This is a genomic window from Kribbella sp. NPDC004875 (assembly GCF_042873375.1).
Classification (GTDB): Bacteria; Actinomycetota; Actinomycetes; order Propionibacteriales; family Kribbellaceae; genus Kribbella.
On sequence record NZ_JBIALI010000005.1, the window covers coordinates 520,595 to 536,986 of the forward strand.

The following is a 16,392-nucleotide window of genomic DNA, read 5'->3' on the forward strand; positions in this document are numbered from 1 at the left end:
CTGTAAATGCGCAGACGTCAAGGCTTGAGTGCACTAATGCGCAGAAAAGTCAGTCCTCTGTGAAGCCCGGGAGGAGCTCCTCGAGTACCGCCCGGAACGGTGCCTCGGCCTCGAGTTGTGACAGTACGGCGATGCCGCCGATCCACACGCGATGGATCAGCAGGTACGACGGTGGCAGGTTGAGGCGCAGGGCCAGCGACGCGTTCGGCGAGCGGAAATCGCCGGTCCGGTTCGCCTGCGCGCGCATCCACGCCCGGCTGAACTGGAACGTCTCCTCCCTGGCCGGCTCCGCGAACGGCGCCAGGTAGTCCATCAGCTGGTCCGGGTCGATCTCCATCCGCGGCTTGATGAAGCCCTCGGCCTTGAGACCGTCCCGGACGGCGGTCCCGTCACCACGCAGCGAGATCCGGAGCAGCCGCCCGATCGCCGGCGGCAGGCCGTCAGGAAGCCGGGCGCAGAGGCCGAAGTCGACGACGCCGAGCCGTCCGTCCGCCATCACGCGGAAGTTCCCCGGGTGCGGGTCCGAGTGCAGCAGGCCGGCGTACTTCGGCCCGCTGAACATGAACCGGACGTACTTCAGCCCGATCGCGTCCCGCTCCTCCTTGGTGCCCTCGGTGATGTACGACGAGAGCGGGCGGCCCTCGATCCACTCGGACACGATCACCGTGGGGGAGTGCTTCACCACCCGCGGGACGACGAACTCCGGGTGGTCCTTGAACGCGTCGGCGTACTGCTGCTGGGCCTGGGCCTCGCGGTCGTAGTCGAGCTCCTCGCCGATCCGCTCCTGGAGCTCGGCAACCAGCGGCTTCACGTCCAGGCCGGGGACCAGCGTGCCGATCGTGCGGCCGAAGCGGCCGAGTTGGCGGAGGTCGGACCGGAGCGCCTCGGCGGCCCCCGGGTACTGGAGTTTCACCGCGACCTCGCGGCCGTCCTTGAGCCGGCCGCGGTGCACCTGGCCGATCGACGCGGCCGCCGCGGGCAGGTCGTCGAACTCGTCGAAGCGGTCCCGCCAGCGCTTCCCGAGCTCGCGGGACAGGATCGTGTGCACGGTCGAGGCCGGCATCGGCGGGGCGGAGTCCTGCAGCTTGGTCAGGGTCGCCCGGTACGGCGCCGCGAGCTCCTCCGGCATCGCGGTCTCCATCAGGCTGAGCATCTGCCCGACCTTCATCGCGCCGCCCTTGAGCTCGCCCAGAACGGCGAACAGCTGGTCGGCGGTCCGGCGCTGGAACTCGGCCAGCACCGCCTCCGCGGGCGCGCCACCGATGCGCTTGCCGAGGCCGACCGTCGCACGCCCGGCGGCGCCGAGCGGCAGGCTGGCGAGTTTCGCGGTCCGGCTCAGCGCCTTTCGAGGAAGGTCCGACACCCTCCCATTCTGTCCGGTCACGCAAACCCGGCCGCCGCGGGGTGGCCGTGTGTCGCCGGCGGGATTCCCGCAGCCGGTCGCAGCGGGTCGTGGCCGGGCATGACAAAGGCGGTGCCCGGCACGCGCAACGTGCCGGGCACCGCCTTTACGACGTGGTGCGTCAGGCCTTGCCGAGGATCCGGTTCAGGTTCGTACCGCACTCGGGGCACTTGGCCTTCGCCATGCGCGTGCCCTTGTCGTTGACCTTGACCTCGCCGTCGGCGGTGCGCTTGGCCTTGCACTTGACGCAGTAGAACTCGCCGCTCCAGGTCTCTGCCATGAGGGCCCTCTCCTTGCTCTGAATTACAGCCCGGGGGTCTCGCCCCGGGCGGTCGTTGGATGCTAACGGCAGACCGTCCTGCCGTAGGCCGTTCGGCCCAGTCGGGATTCACCCTACGGCCTTCTGGCGCAGGCTCAAGCGCACCTAGCGGTCCGCGCGCCGCCTGAATCCCCCGAGGAAAACCCTTACCGAAACTTTCGCCGGTACGGAACAGGCTCCCGGTGATCCACCGCCGGAACCGCTCGGCTTCCCCTCCGAGCGGCCCCGGCGGCGGTCCGGGAGCCTGTTGCAGACGACGCTAGGAGGCGGTGGCGCCGGTGGCAAGACCGCGTTGTCCACGCCTGTGGATAACTCTGTGCGCAACCTGTGGGACGCGCCGTCGGGCACTGTGGACGGGCGGGGGAACACGATGTGAACAACAAGGGGCGGAGGGCTCAAGATCTGGCATCTGACCTGCGGAAACAGGTATTCACAGGCTGTGCACCGAAGAAACTTGTCGGATTCTGGGGGTACATTTTTGAGCCATGGCCGACTCTCCACCGCGCCCGATCCCGCCGTACGTGGACATCCGTCGCAGCAAGCGCCGCAAGCGCACAGTCAGCGCCTATCGGGACGGCGAGCGAGTGGTCGTGCTGATGCCCGACCGGCTGTCCGCCACCGAGGAGGCGCGCTGGGTCGAGACCATGCTGGCGCGGCTGGAGAAGCAGCGCAGCCGATCCCGCGTGTCGGACGAAAAATTGTTGGCCAGAGCACACGAACTCGCGTGTCGCCATCTCCCCGAAGTGCCCGAACCTGCGTCGGTGAGGTGGGTTTCGAACCAAAACAGACGGTGGGGATCCTGCACTCCGGCGGACCGGTCGATCCGGTTGTCGACCCGGCTGCAGTCGATGCCGGCGTGGGTCGTGGACTACGTCCTGGTGCACGAGCTCGCCCATCTGATCGAGCCGACCCACAACGCCACCTTCTGGGACCTGGTGCACCGCTACCCGAAGGCCGAGCGCGCCGAGGGGTACCTCGAGGGCGTCTCCGCGGCCGCGTCGCTGGACCTCGAGGAGTTCTGAGGGACATCCGATGACCGGGTGCGTACGGCGTACGAGAAAGGGTGGGGTGGGGCTTCCCCCAGGGTGCGCTCGGGGGTCTCCTGCATGGTCGTGAGCTGTCCCTGCCAGCCAGGCTTTTGTCCCGTAGCCAGCGCCACGCCAGGAGCGCTGAGTGCGGCGCCGAGGGGGCGCAGAGGGGCAGGGACGGTATGGCCAGGGGACAGATCACGGTGCGGGCGGCGCGCTGGAGCGCCACCCATCCGTGGCGGGCGATCGCGATGTGGGTTGTCGTCGTGGTCGCCTGTTTCGCGCTCGGTTCGGTGACCGGGACGAAGGAGTCGAAGAACGAGGGGGACATCGGCGAGGTGACCCGGGCGGACAACATCGTCAAGTCCGGCAACTTCGACGACCCGGACGTGGAGAGCGTGCTGATCACGGCACCGTCCGGGCAGCTCGACCAGGCAGCGGCGACGAAGGCCGCCGGCACGGTGATCCAGCGGATGCGCGGCCTCGGTGGGGTCGCGGAGGTCGCTCAACCCATGCCGTCGCCGAAGAAGGATGCGGTGATCGTCCGGGTCACCCTGAAGGACGCGGCCGAGGGCGCGGACAAGGATGCCCGCGTGCAGCCGCTGCTCGACGCCACCGCGCAGGCGCAGAAGCAGTACCCGGACCTCCGGATCGAGGAGGTCGGTGGCCTCTCGATCGACAAGGCGCTCACCGAGACCCTGGGCAAGGACTTCAAGCGGGCCGAGATGTTCAGCCTGCCGGTGACGCTGGCGATCCTGCTGATCGCGTTCGGCGCGCTGATCGCCGCCTCGGTGCCGGTGCTGCTCGCGCTGTCCGCCGTCGCCGCCGCGATCGGCTTGTCGGCTGCCGCGTCGCAGCTCGTGCCCGCGGTCGACGCGGTCAACAGCGTCATCCTCCTGATCGGTATGGCGGTCGGCGTCGACTACTCGCTCTTCTACCTACGCCGCGAACGTGAGGAACGCGCCAAGGGTCGCGGTCACGTCGACGCGGTCGAGATCGCCGCGGCCACCTCGGGTCACGCGGTCGTCGTCTCCGGTACGGCGGTGATCATCTCGATGGGCGGGCTGTTCCTCGCCCGTGACGCGGTGTTCTCGTCCTTCGCGGTCGGTTCGATCCTGGTCGTCGCGGTGGCTGTCGTCGGTTCGCTGACCGTGCTTCCCGCCGTACTGGCGAAGCTCGGGCGCTGGGTGGACCGGCCGCGGATCCCGCTGCTCTGGCGGCTGACGGCAGGCAAGGGGCAGCCGCGGTTCTGGCCGACGGTGCTGAAGCCGGCTCTGAAGCACCCGGTCGCGACGCTGCTGGTCGCCGTCACCGCGCTGCTCGCGGTCGCCTCGCCGGCGCTCGGGATGACGCTGAAGTTCCCGGGCACCGAGGACCTGCCGCGCACGACGTCGGTGATGAAGGCGTACGACCGGCTGACCGCTGCGTTCCCGAGCACCGGGACCAGCCACGAGGTCGCCGTACGGGCTCCGGCCAACCAGCAGCCCGCGGTGAAGGCTGCGCTGGCCGACCTGATGCAGAAGACGAAGGACGACAAGCTCTTCGCATCGGACGGTCTCGAGGAGCCGCGGTTCTCCAAGGACGGCACCGTCGCGACGCTCGAGGTCGCCACGCCGTACGAGGGTGGCAGCCGGCAGGCGCGCGACTCGTTGGCCAAGCTCCGCAAGGATCTGATGCCGCAGACCGTCGGCAAGGTGCCGGGAGTCGAGTACGCCGTCGGCGGGTTCGTGGCCGCGGACGTCGACTATGCGGCACACACGCGGGACAAGCTGCCGCTCGTGATCGGGTTCGTGCTGCTGCTGACGCTGATCGTGATGATGGTGACGCTCCGGTCGGTGGTGGTCGCGGTGACCGCGATCGGGCTGAACCTGCTGAGCGCCGGAGCGGCGTACGGCGTCGTCACCGCGGTCTTCCAGAACACCTGGGCCGAAGGGCTGCTGCACTTCCGCTCGAACGGCGCGGTGGTCAGTTGGCTGCCACTGTTCCTCTTCGTGGTGCTGTTCGGTCTGTCGATGGACTACCACGTCTTCGTCGTCAGCCGGATCCGCGAGGCGGTACTGCGCGGTGTGCCGACCCGGCAAGCCGTCGCCGAAGGCATCACGGGCTCGGCCGGCGTGGTCACCAGCGCGGCCGCGGTGATGATCGGGGTGTTCGCGGTCTTCGCCACCTTGAGCACCCTGGACATGAAGCAACTCGGAGTCGGCCTCGCGGTAGCGATCCTGATCGACGCCACGATCATCCGAGCCGTCGTACTCCCCGCCGTCATGACCCTCCTCGGCGACGCCAACTGGTGGGCCCCCAAGTGGCTCCGCCCCAACCGCCCGAAGCACACCACCCTCCCGCCGTCCCCGGAGGAGAAGCGCGAACTGACCCCAGTCGGCTAACTCACCACAGGCGCCCCACCCGAACCCACCGGGTGGGGCGTTCTGCCGCTGTGCAGCCGGTTGCAGGTTGTTGCAGGTTGCTTGCCTGCGGTGAGCGCGGTGCGAAAAGATCTTCGCAGTCCGGTTCAAGTCTGGGGGAAATGTTCCGTGGATGCGCAGGTACTGGCTGCACAGCAGTGGTTGAACGCGACGTACGGCCGCGTGGCCGGGTGGGTTCCTCTGGAGGAAGACGGCATCACCGGATGGTCCGTGATGTATGGGCTGCGGCGTGGCTTGCAGGCCGAGCTGGGGATCTCGCCGGTCACCTCGGGGTTCGGCCCGGCCACGACGGCGGCGTACATCGCGCAGATCGGGCGGATCGACGACGCGACGACGTCGGTGAATCTGCTGAAGATCCTCAGCGCTGCACTGTGGTGCAAGGGGTATCCGGGCCTGTGGGCCGGCGCCGCGGTCAGTTTCGCGAACCTCAGCGCCTCGGTCGGCAGCGTCCGCGACGACCTCGGCCTGGGTTCCGCGGACCCGTACGTCGACGTGAAGCTGATGGCCTCGCTGCTGACGATGGACGCCTACGTCAAGCTCGGGCCGGGTACGACGCAGGTGCGCGATGTGCAGCGCTGGCTGAATGCGACGTACATCGGGCGCCGGGACTTCGCGCTCGTTCCGTGCGACGGGATCTACTCGCGCGCGGTGCAGACCGCGACGACGTTCGGGCTCCAGTACGAGATCGGCATGGCCGACGGCACGGCCAACGGCAACTTCGGTCCGGGGACGCGGGACGGGATCCGGACCCAGGCGACCGTCTCGGAGGGGATGACGGACGGCGCGAAGCGGTTCGTCCGGTTGTATCAAGCGGTACTGCGTTTCAACCGGTACGACAGCCCGTTCAGTGGGAACTTCGATGGCGAGACCGCGCAGCTGACGCGTGACTTCCAGGGGTTCATGGAACTCCCGGTCGACGGTGTCGGCAACTACAGCACCTGGTGTGCGCTGCTGGTTTCCTCCGGTGACACGACGATCGCGACCAAGGGTTTCGACACCAACAAGCAGCTGACCCTCGCGCAGGCTCAGGGAGCCGTCGCGGCCGGGTACACGCACGTCGGCCGCTACACGGTCGGTTCGGGGAAGTTCATCACCGCGCCGGAGCTGGACGCGCTGCGGGTGGCCGGCCTGAAGCTGTTCCCGATTCACCAGCGGTTCAACGACTCGCCCGCGGAGATGACCGAGGCGAACGGTCGTACGCACGGGATCGAGGCCGTCGAACGTTGTCGTACGCTCGGCCTGCCGGCGGGGAGCGTGGTCTTCTTCTCGGTCGACTTCGATGCGCTCGGGGAAACCATCGACGGGCCGGTCGCGGACTACTTCCGTGGGGTCAAGGCGTCGATGGACACCACGATCAACGGCGACTACAAGGTCGGCGTGTACGGCACGCGCAACGTCTGCGGCACCATGCTCGACAAGGACCTCGCGGACGCGGCGTTCGTCGCCGGGATGTCGACCGGGTACTCGGGCAACATGGGTTTCCCGATGCCGGTCGGCTGGCACTACAGCCAGATCGTCGAGCTGGCCGCCGGCTCGTACCCGGGCGCCCCGGGGATCGACAAGGACATCGTCTCCTCGAAATCAACGCCGGTTGATCTCGGACAGGTCGATTCCCCGCCGGTGGAACGTGACGGTTCCCCGAGCGCCACCGGGTTCGACGCGTTCTTCGAGTGGCTCGTCCGCGCCGAGGTCGCGGCCGAGCGCGCGCTGTGCGAGGCGAGCAACGTCTTCAAGGATCTGCGCCCGTTCGTGATTTCCGTCCCTGACTTCATTGCGAACTACCTACAGCAGCCGAAGTACTGGGATCCGCCCTGGCAGGTCTACACCCCGGCGCCGGGCACTGGCGACATCGCGCTGGCTCGTAACGTCGCCCAACAAGGGATCGCGGTCCTCGAGCCGACCAAACCGGTAAGTACCCGGGACATCGCCCACTTCGCCGCCACTGTCCGCGGCTATACGATCTGGGGCCTTCCGAACGATCAGGCGAAGTACAACATCGGTGACCTCGGCGGATGGGCGCTCGACCTGCTGCAGATCTGGGGCTCGTTCGACACGGCCCGGCAGCAGAATCCTGCGTTGGACCTGACGGGGTACCTGACCGCGCGCCTCGGCGTTGTCGGCGCGGATGGAGGCTTCGACTTGGCTGACGTCCTAGCGGATGCCGACGCGTACAACCTCTGCCGGGCTGCTCAGGGAAACACCGACATGATGTCGGCCACGCTGCGCGGGTTGCTGAAGCTCACCAGTGGGCAGCGCATCGCGAAGTTCTACGCGGACCGCTTCGGTGGGTCCGAGGGGAACGTCGTCGCCGCCTTCAGCGCGTTGCGTGACGGGCTCGAGATCGGCCCATGGGACAACGTGCCGTTGACAGCCGAGGCGCTGATGCAGATGGCCCACGCTGACCGGATGCCAAGCGTCGCCGAGGCGCAGACCTGTGCTCAGGTGTTCGCGAGGATGATGGACGCCCAGGGATGAGCGATCCGAGCAGCGAGGGGCATGGCACGTTGATGGCTGGAGACGAGCAAGATCCCAACGACCAACTCGGCGGGAGGGCAAGCTCGCGCGCGGACCGGGGCGCGGCGTACCGCCGTGGAGGGTTTCTCGCGGTTCAAGCGATTGTGCTGATGGGCGCCGTGATCGGCCTACTTGTGTTCGGTTGGGTTACGGCCGGCCTGAGCTTTTACGTAACGACCGTCGACCCACGAGGCGGCACCGATCCCGGGAAGGCACTGGACCTGACCTGGGCCGCCCTCGTCCTGTGGATGGCAGCGACGCTGGTCGCGACAACTGGACTGCCGCGCCGTCGCGAGGGAGCGGAAGCTGGAGAGCACTCGTGGCGCCGGGCGCGGGGTGGCGCTGGCGCGGCGGTTGTCCAAGGTCTGGGCGGCGCGATCGTGATCGGTGGGTCGCTGCTCGGATATTTCCTGAGCCGCCCGTACACCTTCGGTGGCTCGGATACCCCCTGCATCTCTACGTCCTGCTGGCCTGAGCGGCCGCAGGCGATTGCCCTGCTCGTCCCCGCACTGGCCGTCGGCCTGGCCCTGATAGCGATGGCCCTTCTGGTCGATCGCTGGCCCTGGTGGATCCGAGCCGTCGTCCCGGCCGGGGCATGGCTAGTTCTTCTCTCGCTGCAGTACGGGATCTGGGACACGACCCTGCTGCCGATCTTCCAAGGACCACCGCGATGACGAGGGGTGTGTGGGGCGGATGAAGCGACGAACAGTACTGCAGGGGAGCGTGGCCGGGGCGGTGGTGGCTGCAACGTTTGTTGCTGGCAGCAATCAAGCGCACGCGGCGGCGCCGACCGGGGTCGACGCGCGGACCGGTGTGACGCCGACCGGCCCGGACGCCGTCCGGGTCGTCAACGGTCCGGCTGGTCAGATCGCGCGGGTACCCGCTGACCTCGGGGCCGAGTTGACCGTCGGTCCCGGAGGCGCGCGGAGCCGGGTCGCTCTGATGTACGACGATCGTCTGTACACCATGGCGTCGCGGCCGGTACTCGTGCGCGGCCGGCAACTGATTCCGTTGGCTGCCCGATCGGTGGGAAGAGGGACAGTGCACGGGCGGATGGTCGAGTTCGAGCTGCCCGACTTGGCGCCTGGGACGTACGCGCTGCACGCGGGCGGCCCGACGCCCACGCGCTTCCCGTTGGATCTGGTCGCCGATCCGTTGCCGACGGAGGTGAAGGTGAGCGACTCGACCGGGGTACTGACAGCGCAGGTGCTGAGCGAGCGGTCTAGCCCACAGGGTCTTCCCTGGGGAGCCCAGGTCGGTACAGGCTGGCACCAGGCGACGTGGGGCGACGGTTACTACGCGTGGTATCCGTCGCTCGTTACGATCCGCTCGGTCGGGCCGGGCGTCGTACCGGCCGAGTCTCGGGTGCGCTTGACGCTGGACCAGAGGATCTTCGAGGCGGCGCAGATCATGTCGGCCCGCGGAAGCGGCGGGGAGCGGATCGGTGGGGTCGCGCGCCGCGGCACAATCGCCGACCGAGTGACCGCAACCTGGACCCTGCACGCCGCCGTTGCGGCGGGCCGCAGGATCACGCTCACCTGCGTTCCCAGGTTGCACGCGCTCCGAGGCCCACTGGAGTACGTCGAGCCGCCGTTGGTCGAGTTCCTGCCGCCCAAGCATGCGAGCGCTCCCCAACGCGCGACTGGTGAAGAAACCCAAACTCGAGCGGACGACGTCTACTCCGCCGCGACACGGGCGCTCTTCGCCCCTTCCTGATCTGCTGGCTGCGGCACTACGGACACTGCCGGAGGTGAAGGATGACCGTTATGGGTGAGCGTTGTGTGGTTCTGGGGGAGTTGGCTGGGGAGATCCTGGGGGTGGCGCGGGGGCATCCGGTGCGGGTTGGGGTTGATGGGTGTTCGGCGGCGGGGAAGACGTCGCTCGGGGACGAGTTGGCCGGCGTACTGCGTCAGCGGACCGATCGGGAGGTGATTCGGGCCGGTCTGGACTACTTCAAGCGGGCGCCGGAGTTGCGGACGAAGTACCCGATTGATTCGCCGGAGAGCTACTACTTCGAGATGTACGACAACGACGCGATTCGGGAACGGCTGCTGGCGCCGCTCGGGCCGGGTGGCGATCGGCGTTATACGGCAGCGATTCGGGAGCCGAACGCCAAGAACGTAGTGGACTCGCCGATCAGAACGGCCACACCACAAGCGGTCGTGATCGTTGACGGTTGCTTCCTGCAACGACCGGAGCTGGACGACTTCTGGGATCTGCGGATCTACGTGCACGTCAGCTTCGAGACGGTACTGCGGCGTGGCGCCGCGCGTGATGAGGCGTGGATGGCGTCACTCGCGGCCGCCGAAGAGCGCTACCGCAACAGGTATATCCCGGGGGAGAGCAGGTACGTCGACCAGGTCCGCCCGGCCGATCGCGCCCAGCTCGTCGTCATCAACGAGGACCCCGCCAACCCGGAACTCATTCGACCGTAGACGCCTGCTGGCGGGCTCGGTGCGCAGCGGCCTTGACCCGGCTCTGGCACTGCGGCGAGCAGAAGCGGCGCTGACCGTTCTTCGACACGTCGACGAAAACCCGGTCGCACTGGGGCGCCGCGCACACACCCAGGCGTCCGGCTAGATCACTACCGACCGCGAGCGCGAGACCTGCCGCGCAGCCGGCGGCCCAGCCGTTGGCGAGCTGCTCGTCCGGCCCGTGGAAGTGCAGGCTCCACGGGCGGTCCCGGCCACGGTCGAGCTGCGGGCGCGCGTTGGTGTCGAGCAGCAGTGAGTTGATCTCAGACGCGGCCGCATCCAGATCGCCGGAGCTCGCGGCCTCGAAGACGATCCGCATCCGGCCCGCCAGCCGCACCAGCCGCCGCGCGTCGTCGACCGGCACCGAGTGCGGGGGATACCCGATCGCGGTCAACGCCTCTGCGACCGCCTCCGTCACCGCCTCGGGCGTATCGGCCGGCGCCTCAACAGCGGCGCCGCCCGAGTATCCGGCCGTCAGCCGGTTCACGTACTCGACCGACGCGGCCAGCACACTGCGGGCATGACTATCAAAAGACACTTGACCAGTCACTCAATACCTCCGTAGGCTCGAGCTCGCGTGACCGATCATAGCCACTTAGACAGTCATGGAGGTACGTCGTGAGTGCTGCCGCCACCGTCACCACGCCCTGGCGCGGGGTGTCGCGGACCGTGTGGGTCCTGGTCGTCGCCCGCGCGGTCAACCGGATCGGCGCGTTCACGCTGCCGTTCCTGGGCGTGGTTCTCGCGGTCGAGTTCGGCGCGTCCCTCGCCGAGACCGGCGTGATCCTCGCGGTCTTCGGCGCGGCGACGATCCCGTCCCGCCTGCTCGGCGGCCAGCTCGCCGACCGCCTCGGCCGCCGCCTGACGATCGTCCTCGGCCTCACCGGTTGCGCGGTCGCCCAACTCTGGATCGCTCTGAGTCACGCGCTGTGGTCCGCCGTACCGGCCACGATCCTGCTCGGTCTGGCCTTCGAGATCTACGAGCCGCCGAGTCAGGCGATGATCGCCGACGTCACCGAGCCCGCCGATCGCCCGGCCGCCTACGGCCTCTACAGCGCGGCGCTCGCCGCGGCCGGCGTTCTCGCCGGCCTGCTCGCCGCTGCGATCAGTCACTGGGACCTGCGCTGGCTGTTCGTCGCCGACGCGGTCACCTGTCTGTCCTGCGCCGTCCTGGTCGCGCTCGCGCTACCGGCCGACGTACGCCGGGAGCGCCCAGCGGAACCCGTTACTACGGGCTCGGTCTGGCGTGATCGCCGGCTGCTCCTGCTGCTCGCCGGCGGCACGATGTTCGCGACGATCTACATGCAGTTGATCATCGGACTGCCGCTCACCCTGCTCGAGCAAGGACTCCCGAAGTCCGGCACGGGCATCATCCTCGCCATCTCCGCGGTCACCCTGATCGCCGCGCAGCGCCTGCTGCGGGTGCAGCACCTGGACGACTTCCGGGCGATCGCGATCGGCTACGTCCTGGTCGCTGCCGGCCTGGTCGTCACCGCGTTCGCCCACAACCTGGTGCTCTTCGTCGGCGCCTCGATCTTCTGGAGCCTCGGCGACCTGTTCCTGCTCACCCGCTACCTCACGCAGGCGTCAGGCCTCGCGCCCGACGAAGCACGCGGCCGGTACCTCGCCGTCTTCGGTCTGAGCTGGGGCATCGCGACCACGATCGCCCCGCTCACCGTCACTCAACTGCTCAAGACCACGGGCCCGACCGGGTTGTGGCTGACGACCGCAGCGGCCGCCGCAGTACTCGCCCTGCTGCAGCCGTGGTTCAGGAAGCGACTGGCTCCAGCCTGACCGTCAGACCCTTCGCGACCGGCGTGTTGCTGCCCTTCGCCAGGTCGTCGGCCGACATCAGCACGTTCGTCTCCGGGTAGTACGCCGCGACGCAGCCGCGCGCCGTCGGGTACGAGATCAGCCGGAAGTGCGACGCGCGTCGCTCGACACCCTGGAACTCGCTGACGATGTCGACGTACCCGCCGTCCTCGAGACCGAGCTCGGCCAGATCGTCAGGGTTCACGAACACGACCTCGCGGGTGCCTTCGATGCCGCGGTAGCGGTCTTGCAGGCCGTAGATCGTGGTGTTGAACTGGTCGTGGCTGCGCAGCGTCTGCAGCAGCAACCGGCCAGGCGACGTCGGCAGCCAGGTGAGCTCGTTCGCGGTGAACTGCGCTCGCGCATCCGACGTCCGGAACTCGCGCTTGTCCCGCGCCGCGTGCGCGAGCAGGAAGCCGCCGCCGTTCGCCCGGAGCCGGTTCTCGAAGTCCTCGTACCCGTCGGCCACCCGCCCGATCCGCTGCCGGATCAGGCTGTAGTCGTCGGCGAAGTCGGCCCACGGGATCTGCCCGATGCCGGGTACGACGTGCTGCGCCAGCGCGCACACGATGCCGACCTCGGACTTCAGCTCCGGCGCCGGCGGTGTCAGGTTGCCGGTGGACAGGTGTACGGCGCCCTGCGAGTCCTCAACCGTGACTGACTGCGGACCGGCGGGCGTCTGGTCGTGATCGGTGCGACCGAGTGTGGGCAGGATCAGTGCTTCGCGCCCGGTGACGGTGTGGGACCGGTTCAGTTTCGTCGAGACGTGCACGGTGAGGTCGCACTCGCGCAGCCCCCGATGCACGACCTCGGTGTCCGGAGTCGCCATGGCGAAGTTGCCGCCCATCGCGAAGAACACCCGGACGTCGCCGTCGCGCAGCCGCTTCACGGTCGCTGCCGCGTCGATGCCGTGCGCACGCGGCGCGGTGAATGCGAACTCGCGGTCGAGCCGGTCCAGGAAGGCGTCCGGCATCTTCTCCCAGATGCCCATGCTGCGGTCGCCCTGGACGTTCGAGTGGCCGCGGACGGGGCACGGCCCGGCGCCCGGCTTGCCGATGTTGCCCTGCAGGAGCAGCACGTTGACGATCTCGCTGATCGTCGCGACCGCCTCGCGGTGCTGCGTCAGACCCATCGCCCAGCAGATCACGGTCGCCTTGGACTTGATGAACCGCTGCGCGAGCTCCTCGATCTCGGCCCGGCGCAGTCCGGTGGCCAGCTCGACCGCGTCCCAGTCGAGCTCGGCGTTGTGCTTCGCGTACAGCTCGAACCCGCTGGTGTGCGAGTCGACGAACGCCTTGTCCAGGACGGTCCCGGGGGCGGCGGCCTCGGCCTCGAGCAGCAGGTGGCCGAGGGCGAGGAAGAGCGCCTGGTCGCCACCGATGCGGATCTGCAGGTGCTGGTCGGCGAGTTCGGTCCCCTTCCCCACCCAGCCGCGCGGGCGCTGCGGGTTCATGAACTTCATCAGCCCCGGTTCGGGCAGCGGGTTCACCGAGACGATCTCGCCGCCGTTGCGCTTGGCGATCTCCAGGTGGCTGAGCATCCGGGGCGCGTTGGTGCCCGGGTTCTGCCCGACGATCACGATCAGCTCGGACTCCTCGAGCATCTCGAGGGTGACGGCGCCCTTGCCGCTGCCGATCACCTTCGACAGCGCGGTTCCGGACGACTCGTGGCACATGTTCGAGCAGTCCGGCAGGTTGTTGGTGCCGTACGCGCGGACGAACAGCTGATACAGGAACGCGGCCTCGTTGCTGGTCCGGCCGGAGGTGTAGAAGACGGCGTCGTTCGGGTCGACGAGGGCCTTCAGGTGCCGGGCGACGACCTGGAAGGCCTCGTCCCAGCCGACCGGCTCGTAGTGCGTGGCGCCGGCCCGGAGCAGCATCGGTTCGGTGATCCGGCCGAGCTTGCCGAGGTCGAACTCGGAGATCCGGTCCATCTCCTGGACCGAGTGCTCGGCGAAGAACGCCCGGGGCACCCGCTTGCGGGTGGCCTCCCAGGCGACCGCCTTCGCGCCGTTCTCGCAGAACTCGGCGGCGTGCTTGCGCTTGTGGTCGGGATCCGGCCAGGCGCAGGACGGGCAGTCGAACCCGCCGTCCTGGTTCATCTTCAGGAACACCTTGCCGGTGCGCGCCGGGCCCATCTCACGAAAGCCGAACTTGAACGACGACAGCACCGCGGGGACTCCGGCGGCCTTCTTCTTCGGCTGCTCGATATCGACCATGATTCAACAATAGTTCGATCTATGACTATCTGCTGGTTCGATAGACACGACCGCGCCTAGGTGGCGTTCCGGACTACAGTCGGGCGCCTGGATGTGTGCCCCCATCCCATAGTGCCGACTCGGCCGGATTCCTACAGTCGTCGGCCATGGAGACCCGTCGAGCCCTCGTCACCGGCGCCGCGTCCGGTATCGGCGCCGCGTGCGCTCAACGCCTGGCAGCCGACGGCGTACACGTCGTGGCCGTCGACCTCGACCAGGCCGGTCTGGACGCGCTGGACGGCGTCGAGACAGTGGTGGCCGACCTGTCCGACCTGGAAGCGCTGGCGGACCTGCCCGTCGACGTCGACATCCTGGTGAACAACGCCGGCGTCCAGCAGGTCGCACCGGTCGAGCAGTTCCCGCCGGAGCGGTTCAGCTACCTGCTCCGGCTGATGCTGGAGGCGCCGTTCCGGCTGATCCGCCAGACACTGCCACACATGTACGGCGCCGGCTGGGGTCGCGTGGTGAACATCAGCTCGGTCCACGGCCTCCGAGCGAGTCCGTTCAAGGCGGCGTACGTCGCTGCGAAGCACGGGCTCGAGGGACTCAGCAAGGTGGTCGCACTGGAGGGTGCGGCGCACGGAGTGACCAGCAACTGCGTGAACCCGGCGTACGTCCGGACTCCGCTGGTCACGGCGCAACTGGCGGACCAGGCCGCCACGCACGGCCTGTCCGAGTCAGAGGTGCTGGACAAGGTCCTGCTCGAGCCGGTCGCTGTGAAGCGACTGATCGAACCGGCCGAAGTGGCGGAGCTCGTGGCCGTGCTGTGCGGCCCGGCGTCCGCCTCCATCACGGGGAGCTCGTTCGTACTCGACGGCGGCTGGACCGCCCACTAATTCAGGAGCCCGCCCAATGACAGCTACAGAACCGGTCCGCACCCGTACGTCGATCGTTCGGGTGGTGGGCGCGAGTCTCGTCGGTACGACGGTCGAGTGGTACGACTTCTTCCTCTACGGGGTCGCCGCGTCGGTGGTGTTCGGCGACCTCTTCTTCCCGAAGGGCGAACAGCTCACCGGGACCCTGCTGAGCTTCGCCACCTTCGCGGTGGGCTTCTTCGCCCGTCCGATCGGCGGAGTCGTCTTCGGCCACTTCGGTGACCGGCTCGGCCGCAAGCAGCTGCTCGTGTTGTCGCTACTGATGATGGGGCTCGCCACGTTCGCGATCGGCCTGCTGCCGACGTACGCGCAGGTCGGTGCGCTCGCCCCGATTTTGCTCACCGTACTGCGGCTCATCCAGGGCTTCGCGCTCGGTGGTGAGTGGGGTGGCGCCGTACTGATCGTGTCGGAGCACGGTGACCCGGCGCGGCGTGGTTTCTGGGCGTCGTGGCCGCAGGCCGGTGCTCCGGCGGGTCAGCTGATCGCGAACGGCGTACTGGCCGGTCTGGCTGCTTTCCAGTCGGATGCCGCGTTCAACTCGTGGGGCTGGCGCATTCCGTTCCTGCTGTCCGCAGTGCTGGTCCTGGTGGGACTGTGGGTGCGGTTGCGGATCGAGGAGTCGCCGGTGTTCCAGGAGGCGCGGGCGAAGCAGCAGCCCGAGGACAAGCTGCCGCTGATGGAGGTGCTGACGAAGTATCCCCGTGAGGTGCTGACCGCGATGGGTGCTCGGATGGCGGAGAACGTCAGCTACTACATCTTCACGATCGTCATCGCGACGTACGCGAAGGAGCACCTCGGGATGGGGAAGTCCTTCGCGCTGAACGCCGTACTGATCGGTGCCGCGGTGCACTTCTTCGCCATCCCGCTGTGGGGCGCGCTGTCGGACCGGGTCGGCCGGCGGCCGGTGTACCTCATCGGTGCGGTCGGCGTCGGTGTGTGGGCGTTCGTCTTCGTCGCCCTGGTGGACACGAAGAACTTCGCGCTGGCGACACTTGCCGTGACGGTCGGACTGGTGCTGCACGGTGCGATGTACGGTCCGCAGGCGTCCTTCTTCACCGAGCTGTTCGGGACGCGGGTGCGGTACTCCGGTGTCTCGGTGGGCTACCAGCTCGCGTCGATCATCGCGGGCGGTCTGGCGCCGTTCATCGCGGTCGCACTGCTCAAGGCGTACGACTCCGGGTACGCCATCGCGATCTACGTGGCGGTCTGTGCGGTCATCTCGATCGTCGCGGTGACGTCGTACTCCGAAACGCACAAGCGGGACCTGACCAGCCTTTAGGTGGCATCA

13 protein-coding genes are annotated in these 16,392 nt (G+C 68.4%); 9 read left to right on the top strand and 4 right to left on the bottom strand.

The genetic code is table 11. The features are described 5' to 3' along the window. Positions 1 to 49: 49 nt before the first annotated feature. Together ACFYRH_RS29010 and ACFYRH_RS29015 are read right to left on the bottom strand one after the other, a co-directional pair. Entirely contained in the window at positions 50 to 1,363 is a 1,314-nt protein-coding gene (locus tag ACFYRH_RS29010; RefSeq protein WP_387781980.1) for an ABC1 kinase family protein, read from the bottom strand. A 160-nt stretch (positions 1,364 to 1,523) separates the two neighbouring features. Continuing rightward, the gene (locus ACFYRH_RS29015; RefSeq protein WP_012922897.1) at positions 1,524 to 1,682 is read right to left on the bottom strand and encodes a DUF5679 domain-containing protein; all 159 of its coding nucleotides are present in this window, start codon (positions 1,680 to 1,682) and stop codon (positions 1,524 to 1,526) included. 524 nt (positions 1,683 to 2,206) lie between these two features. Here ACFYRH_RS29015 and ACFYRH_RS29020 point away from each other — a divergent pair. The 6 genes from ACFYRH_RS29020 (at position 2,207) to ACFYRH_RS29045 (ending at position 10,121) form a co-directional block, all read left to right on the top strand. Continuing rightward, positions 2,207 to 2,743 (top strand): YgjP-like metallopeptidase domain-containing protein, encoded by a 537-nt coding sequence (locus tag ACFYRH_RS29020; protein WP_387781982.1) that lies wholly within the window; start codon positions 2,207 to 2,209, stop codon positions 2,741 to 2,743. 188 nt (positions 2,744 to 2,931) lie between these two features. Continuing rightward, positions 2,932 to 5,133, top strand: a complete 2,202-nt coding sequence (locus ACFYRH_RS29025; RefSeq protein ID WP_387781984.1) for an MMPL family transporter — start codon at positions 2,932 to 2,934, stop codon at positions 5,131 to 5,133. A gap of 147 nt (positions 5,134 to 5,280) precedes the next feature. Continuing rightward, complete coding sequence (locus ACFYRH_RS29030) at positions 5,281 to 7,647, top strand: glycoside hydrolase domain-containing protein (RefSeq protein WP_387781986.1); 2,367 nt, start codon at positions 5,281 to 5,283, stop codon at positions 7,645 to 7,647. Then, positions 7,644 to 8,360, top strand: coding sequence for a hypothetical protein (locus tag ACFYRH_RS29035; protein ID WP_387781988.1), 717 nt, complete (start codon positions 7,644 to 7,646; stop codon positions 8,358 to 8,360). Before ACFYRH_RS29030 ends, ACFYRH_RS29035 begins: the two co-directional genes overlap by 4 nt. A 19-nt stretch (positions 8,361 to 8,379) precedes the next feature. Continuing rightward, entirely contained in the window at positions 8,380 to 9,402 is a 1,023-nt protein-coding gene (locus ACFYRH_RS29040) for a hypothetical protein (protein ID WP_387781990.1), read from the top strand. A 50-nt stretch (positions 9,403 to 9,452) separates the two neighbouring features. Then, complete coding sequence (locus ACFYRH_RS29045) at positions 9,453 to 10,121, top strand: uridine kinase (protein WP_387781992.1); 669 nt, start codon at positions 9,453 to 9,455, stop codon at positions 10,119 to 10,121. On the opposite strand, the gene ACFYRH_RS29050 is transcribed toward ACFYRH_RS29045, so the two are convergent. Then, positions 10,108 to 10,710 (bottom strand): CGNR zinc finger domain-containing protein, encoded by a 603-nt coding sequence (locus ACFYRH_RS29050; protein ID WP_387781994.1) that lies wholly within the window; start codon positions 10,708 to 10,710, stop codon positions 10,108 to 10,110. The genes ACFYRH_RS29045 and ACFYRH_RS29050 overlap by 14 nt on opposite strands. Before the next feature lie 68 nt (positions 10,711 to 10,778). Between ACFYRH_RS29050 and ACFYRH_RS29055 the strand changes: the two genes are divergently transcribed. Further along, positions 10,779 to 11,954 carry an MFS transporter gene (locus ACFYRH_RS29055; RefSeq protein WP_387781996.1) on the top strand — a complete coding sequence of 392 codons (1,176 nt, stop codon included), beginning with the start codon at positions 10,779 to 10,781 and terminating at the stop codon, positions 11,952 to 11,954. On the opposite strand, the gene ACFYRH_RS29060 is transcribed toward ACFYRH_RS29055, so the two are convergent. After that, positions 11,929 to 14,190, bottom strand: a complete 2,262-nt coding sequence (locus tag ACFYRH_RS29060; protein WP_387781998.1) for an FdhF/YdeP family oxidoreductase — start codon at positions 14,188 to 14,190, stop codon at positions 11,929 to 11,931. The genes ACFYRH_RS29055 and ACFYRH_RS29060 overlap by 26 nt on opposite strands. Before the next feature lie 146 nt (positions 14,191 to 14,336). On the opposite strand from ACFYRH_RS29060, the gene ACFYRH_RS29065 reads away from it, so the two are divergent. Together ACFYRH_RS29065 and ACFYRH_RS29070 are read left to right on the top strand one after the other, a co-directional pair. Then, on the top strand, positions 14,337 to 15,065 hold the full coding sequence (locus ACFYRH_RS29065) for a 3-hydroxybutyrate dehydrogenase (protein WP_387781999.1): 729 nt from the start codon (positions 14,337 to 14,339) through the stop codon (positions 15,063 to 15,065). 16 nt (positions 15,066 to 15,081) lie between these two features. After that, positions 15,082 to 16,383 (top strand): MFS transporter, encoded by a 1,302-nt coding sequence (locus ACFYRH_RS29070; RefSeq protein ID WP_387782001.1) that lies wholly within the window; start codon positions 15,082 to 15,084, stop codon positions 16,381 to 16,383. Positions 16,384 to 16,392 lie beyond the last annotated feature (9 nt).

What these genes read in the sequence shown, in the direction of transcription:
- ACFYRH_RS29015 (WP_012922897.1), bottom strand. Translation starts at nt 1,682, where the DNA reads ATGGCAGAGACCTGGAGCGGCGAGTTCTACTGCGTCAAGTGCAAGGCC.
- ACFYRH_RS29020 (WP_387781982.1), top strand. Translation starts at nt 2,207, where the DNA reads ATGGCCGACTCTCCACCGCGCCCGATCCCGCCGTACGTGGACATCCGT.
- ACFYRH_RS29025 (WP_387781984.1), top strand. Translation starts at nt 2,932, where the DNA reads ATGGCCAGGGGACAGATCACGGTGCGGGCGGCGCGCTGGAGCGCCACC.
- ACFYRH_RS29035 (WP_387781988.1), top strand. Translation starts at nt 7,644, where the DNA reads ATGAGCGATCCGAGCAGCGAGGGGCATGGCACGTTGATGGCTGGAGAC.
- ACFYRH_RS29040 (WP_387781990.1), top strand. Translation starts at nt 8,380, where the DNA reads ATGAAGCGACGAACAGTACTGCAGGGGAGCGTGGCCGGGGCGGTGGTG.
- ACFYRH_RS29045 (WP_387781992.1), top strand. Translation starts at nt 9,453, where the DNA reads ATGGGTGAGCGTTGTGTGGTTCTGGGGGAGTTGGCTGGGGAGATCCTG.
- ACFYRH_RS29060 (WP_387781998.1), bottom strand. Translation starts at nt 14,190, where the DNA reads ATGGTCGATATCGAGCAGCCGAAGAAGAAGGCCGCCGGAGTCCCCGCG.
- ACFYRH_RS29065 (WP_387781999.1), top strand. Translation starts at nt 14,337, where the DNA reads ATGGAGACCCGTCGAGCCCTCGTCACCGGCGCCGCGTCCGGTATCGGC.
- ACFYRH_RS29070 (WP_387782001.1), top strand. Translation starts at nt 15,082, where the DNA reads ATGACAGCTACAGAACCGGTCCGCACCCGTACGTCGATCGTTCGGGTG.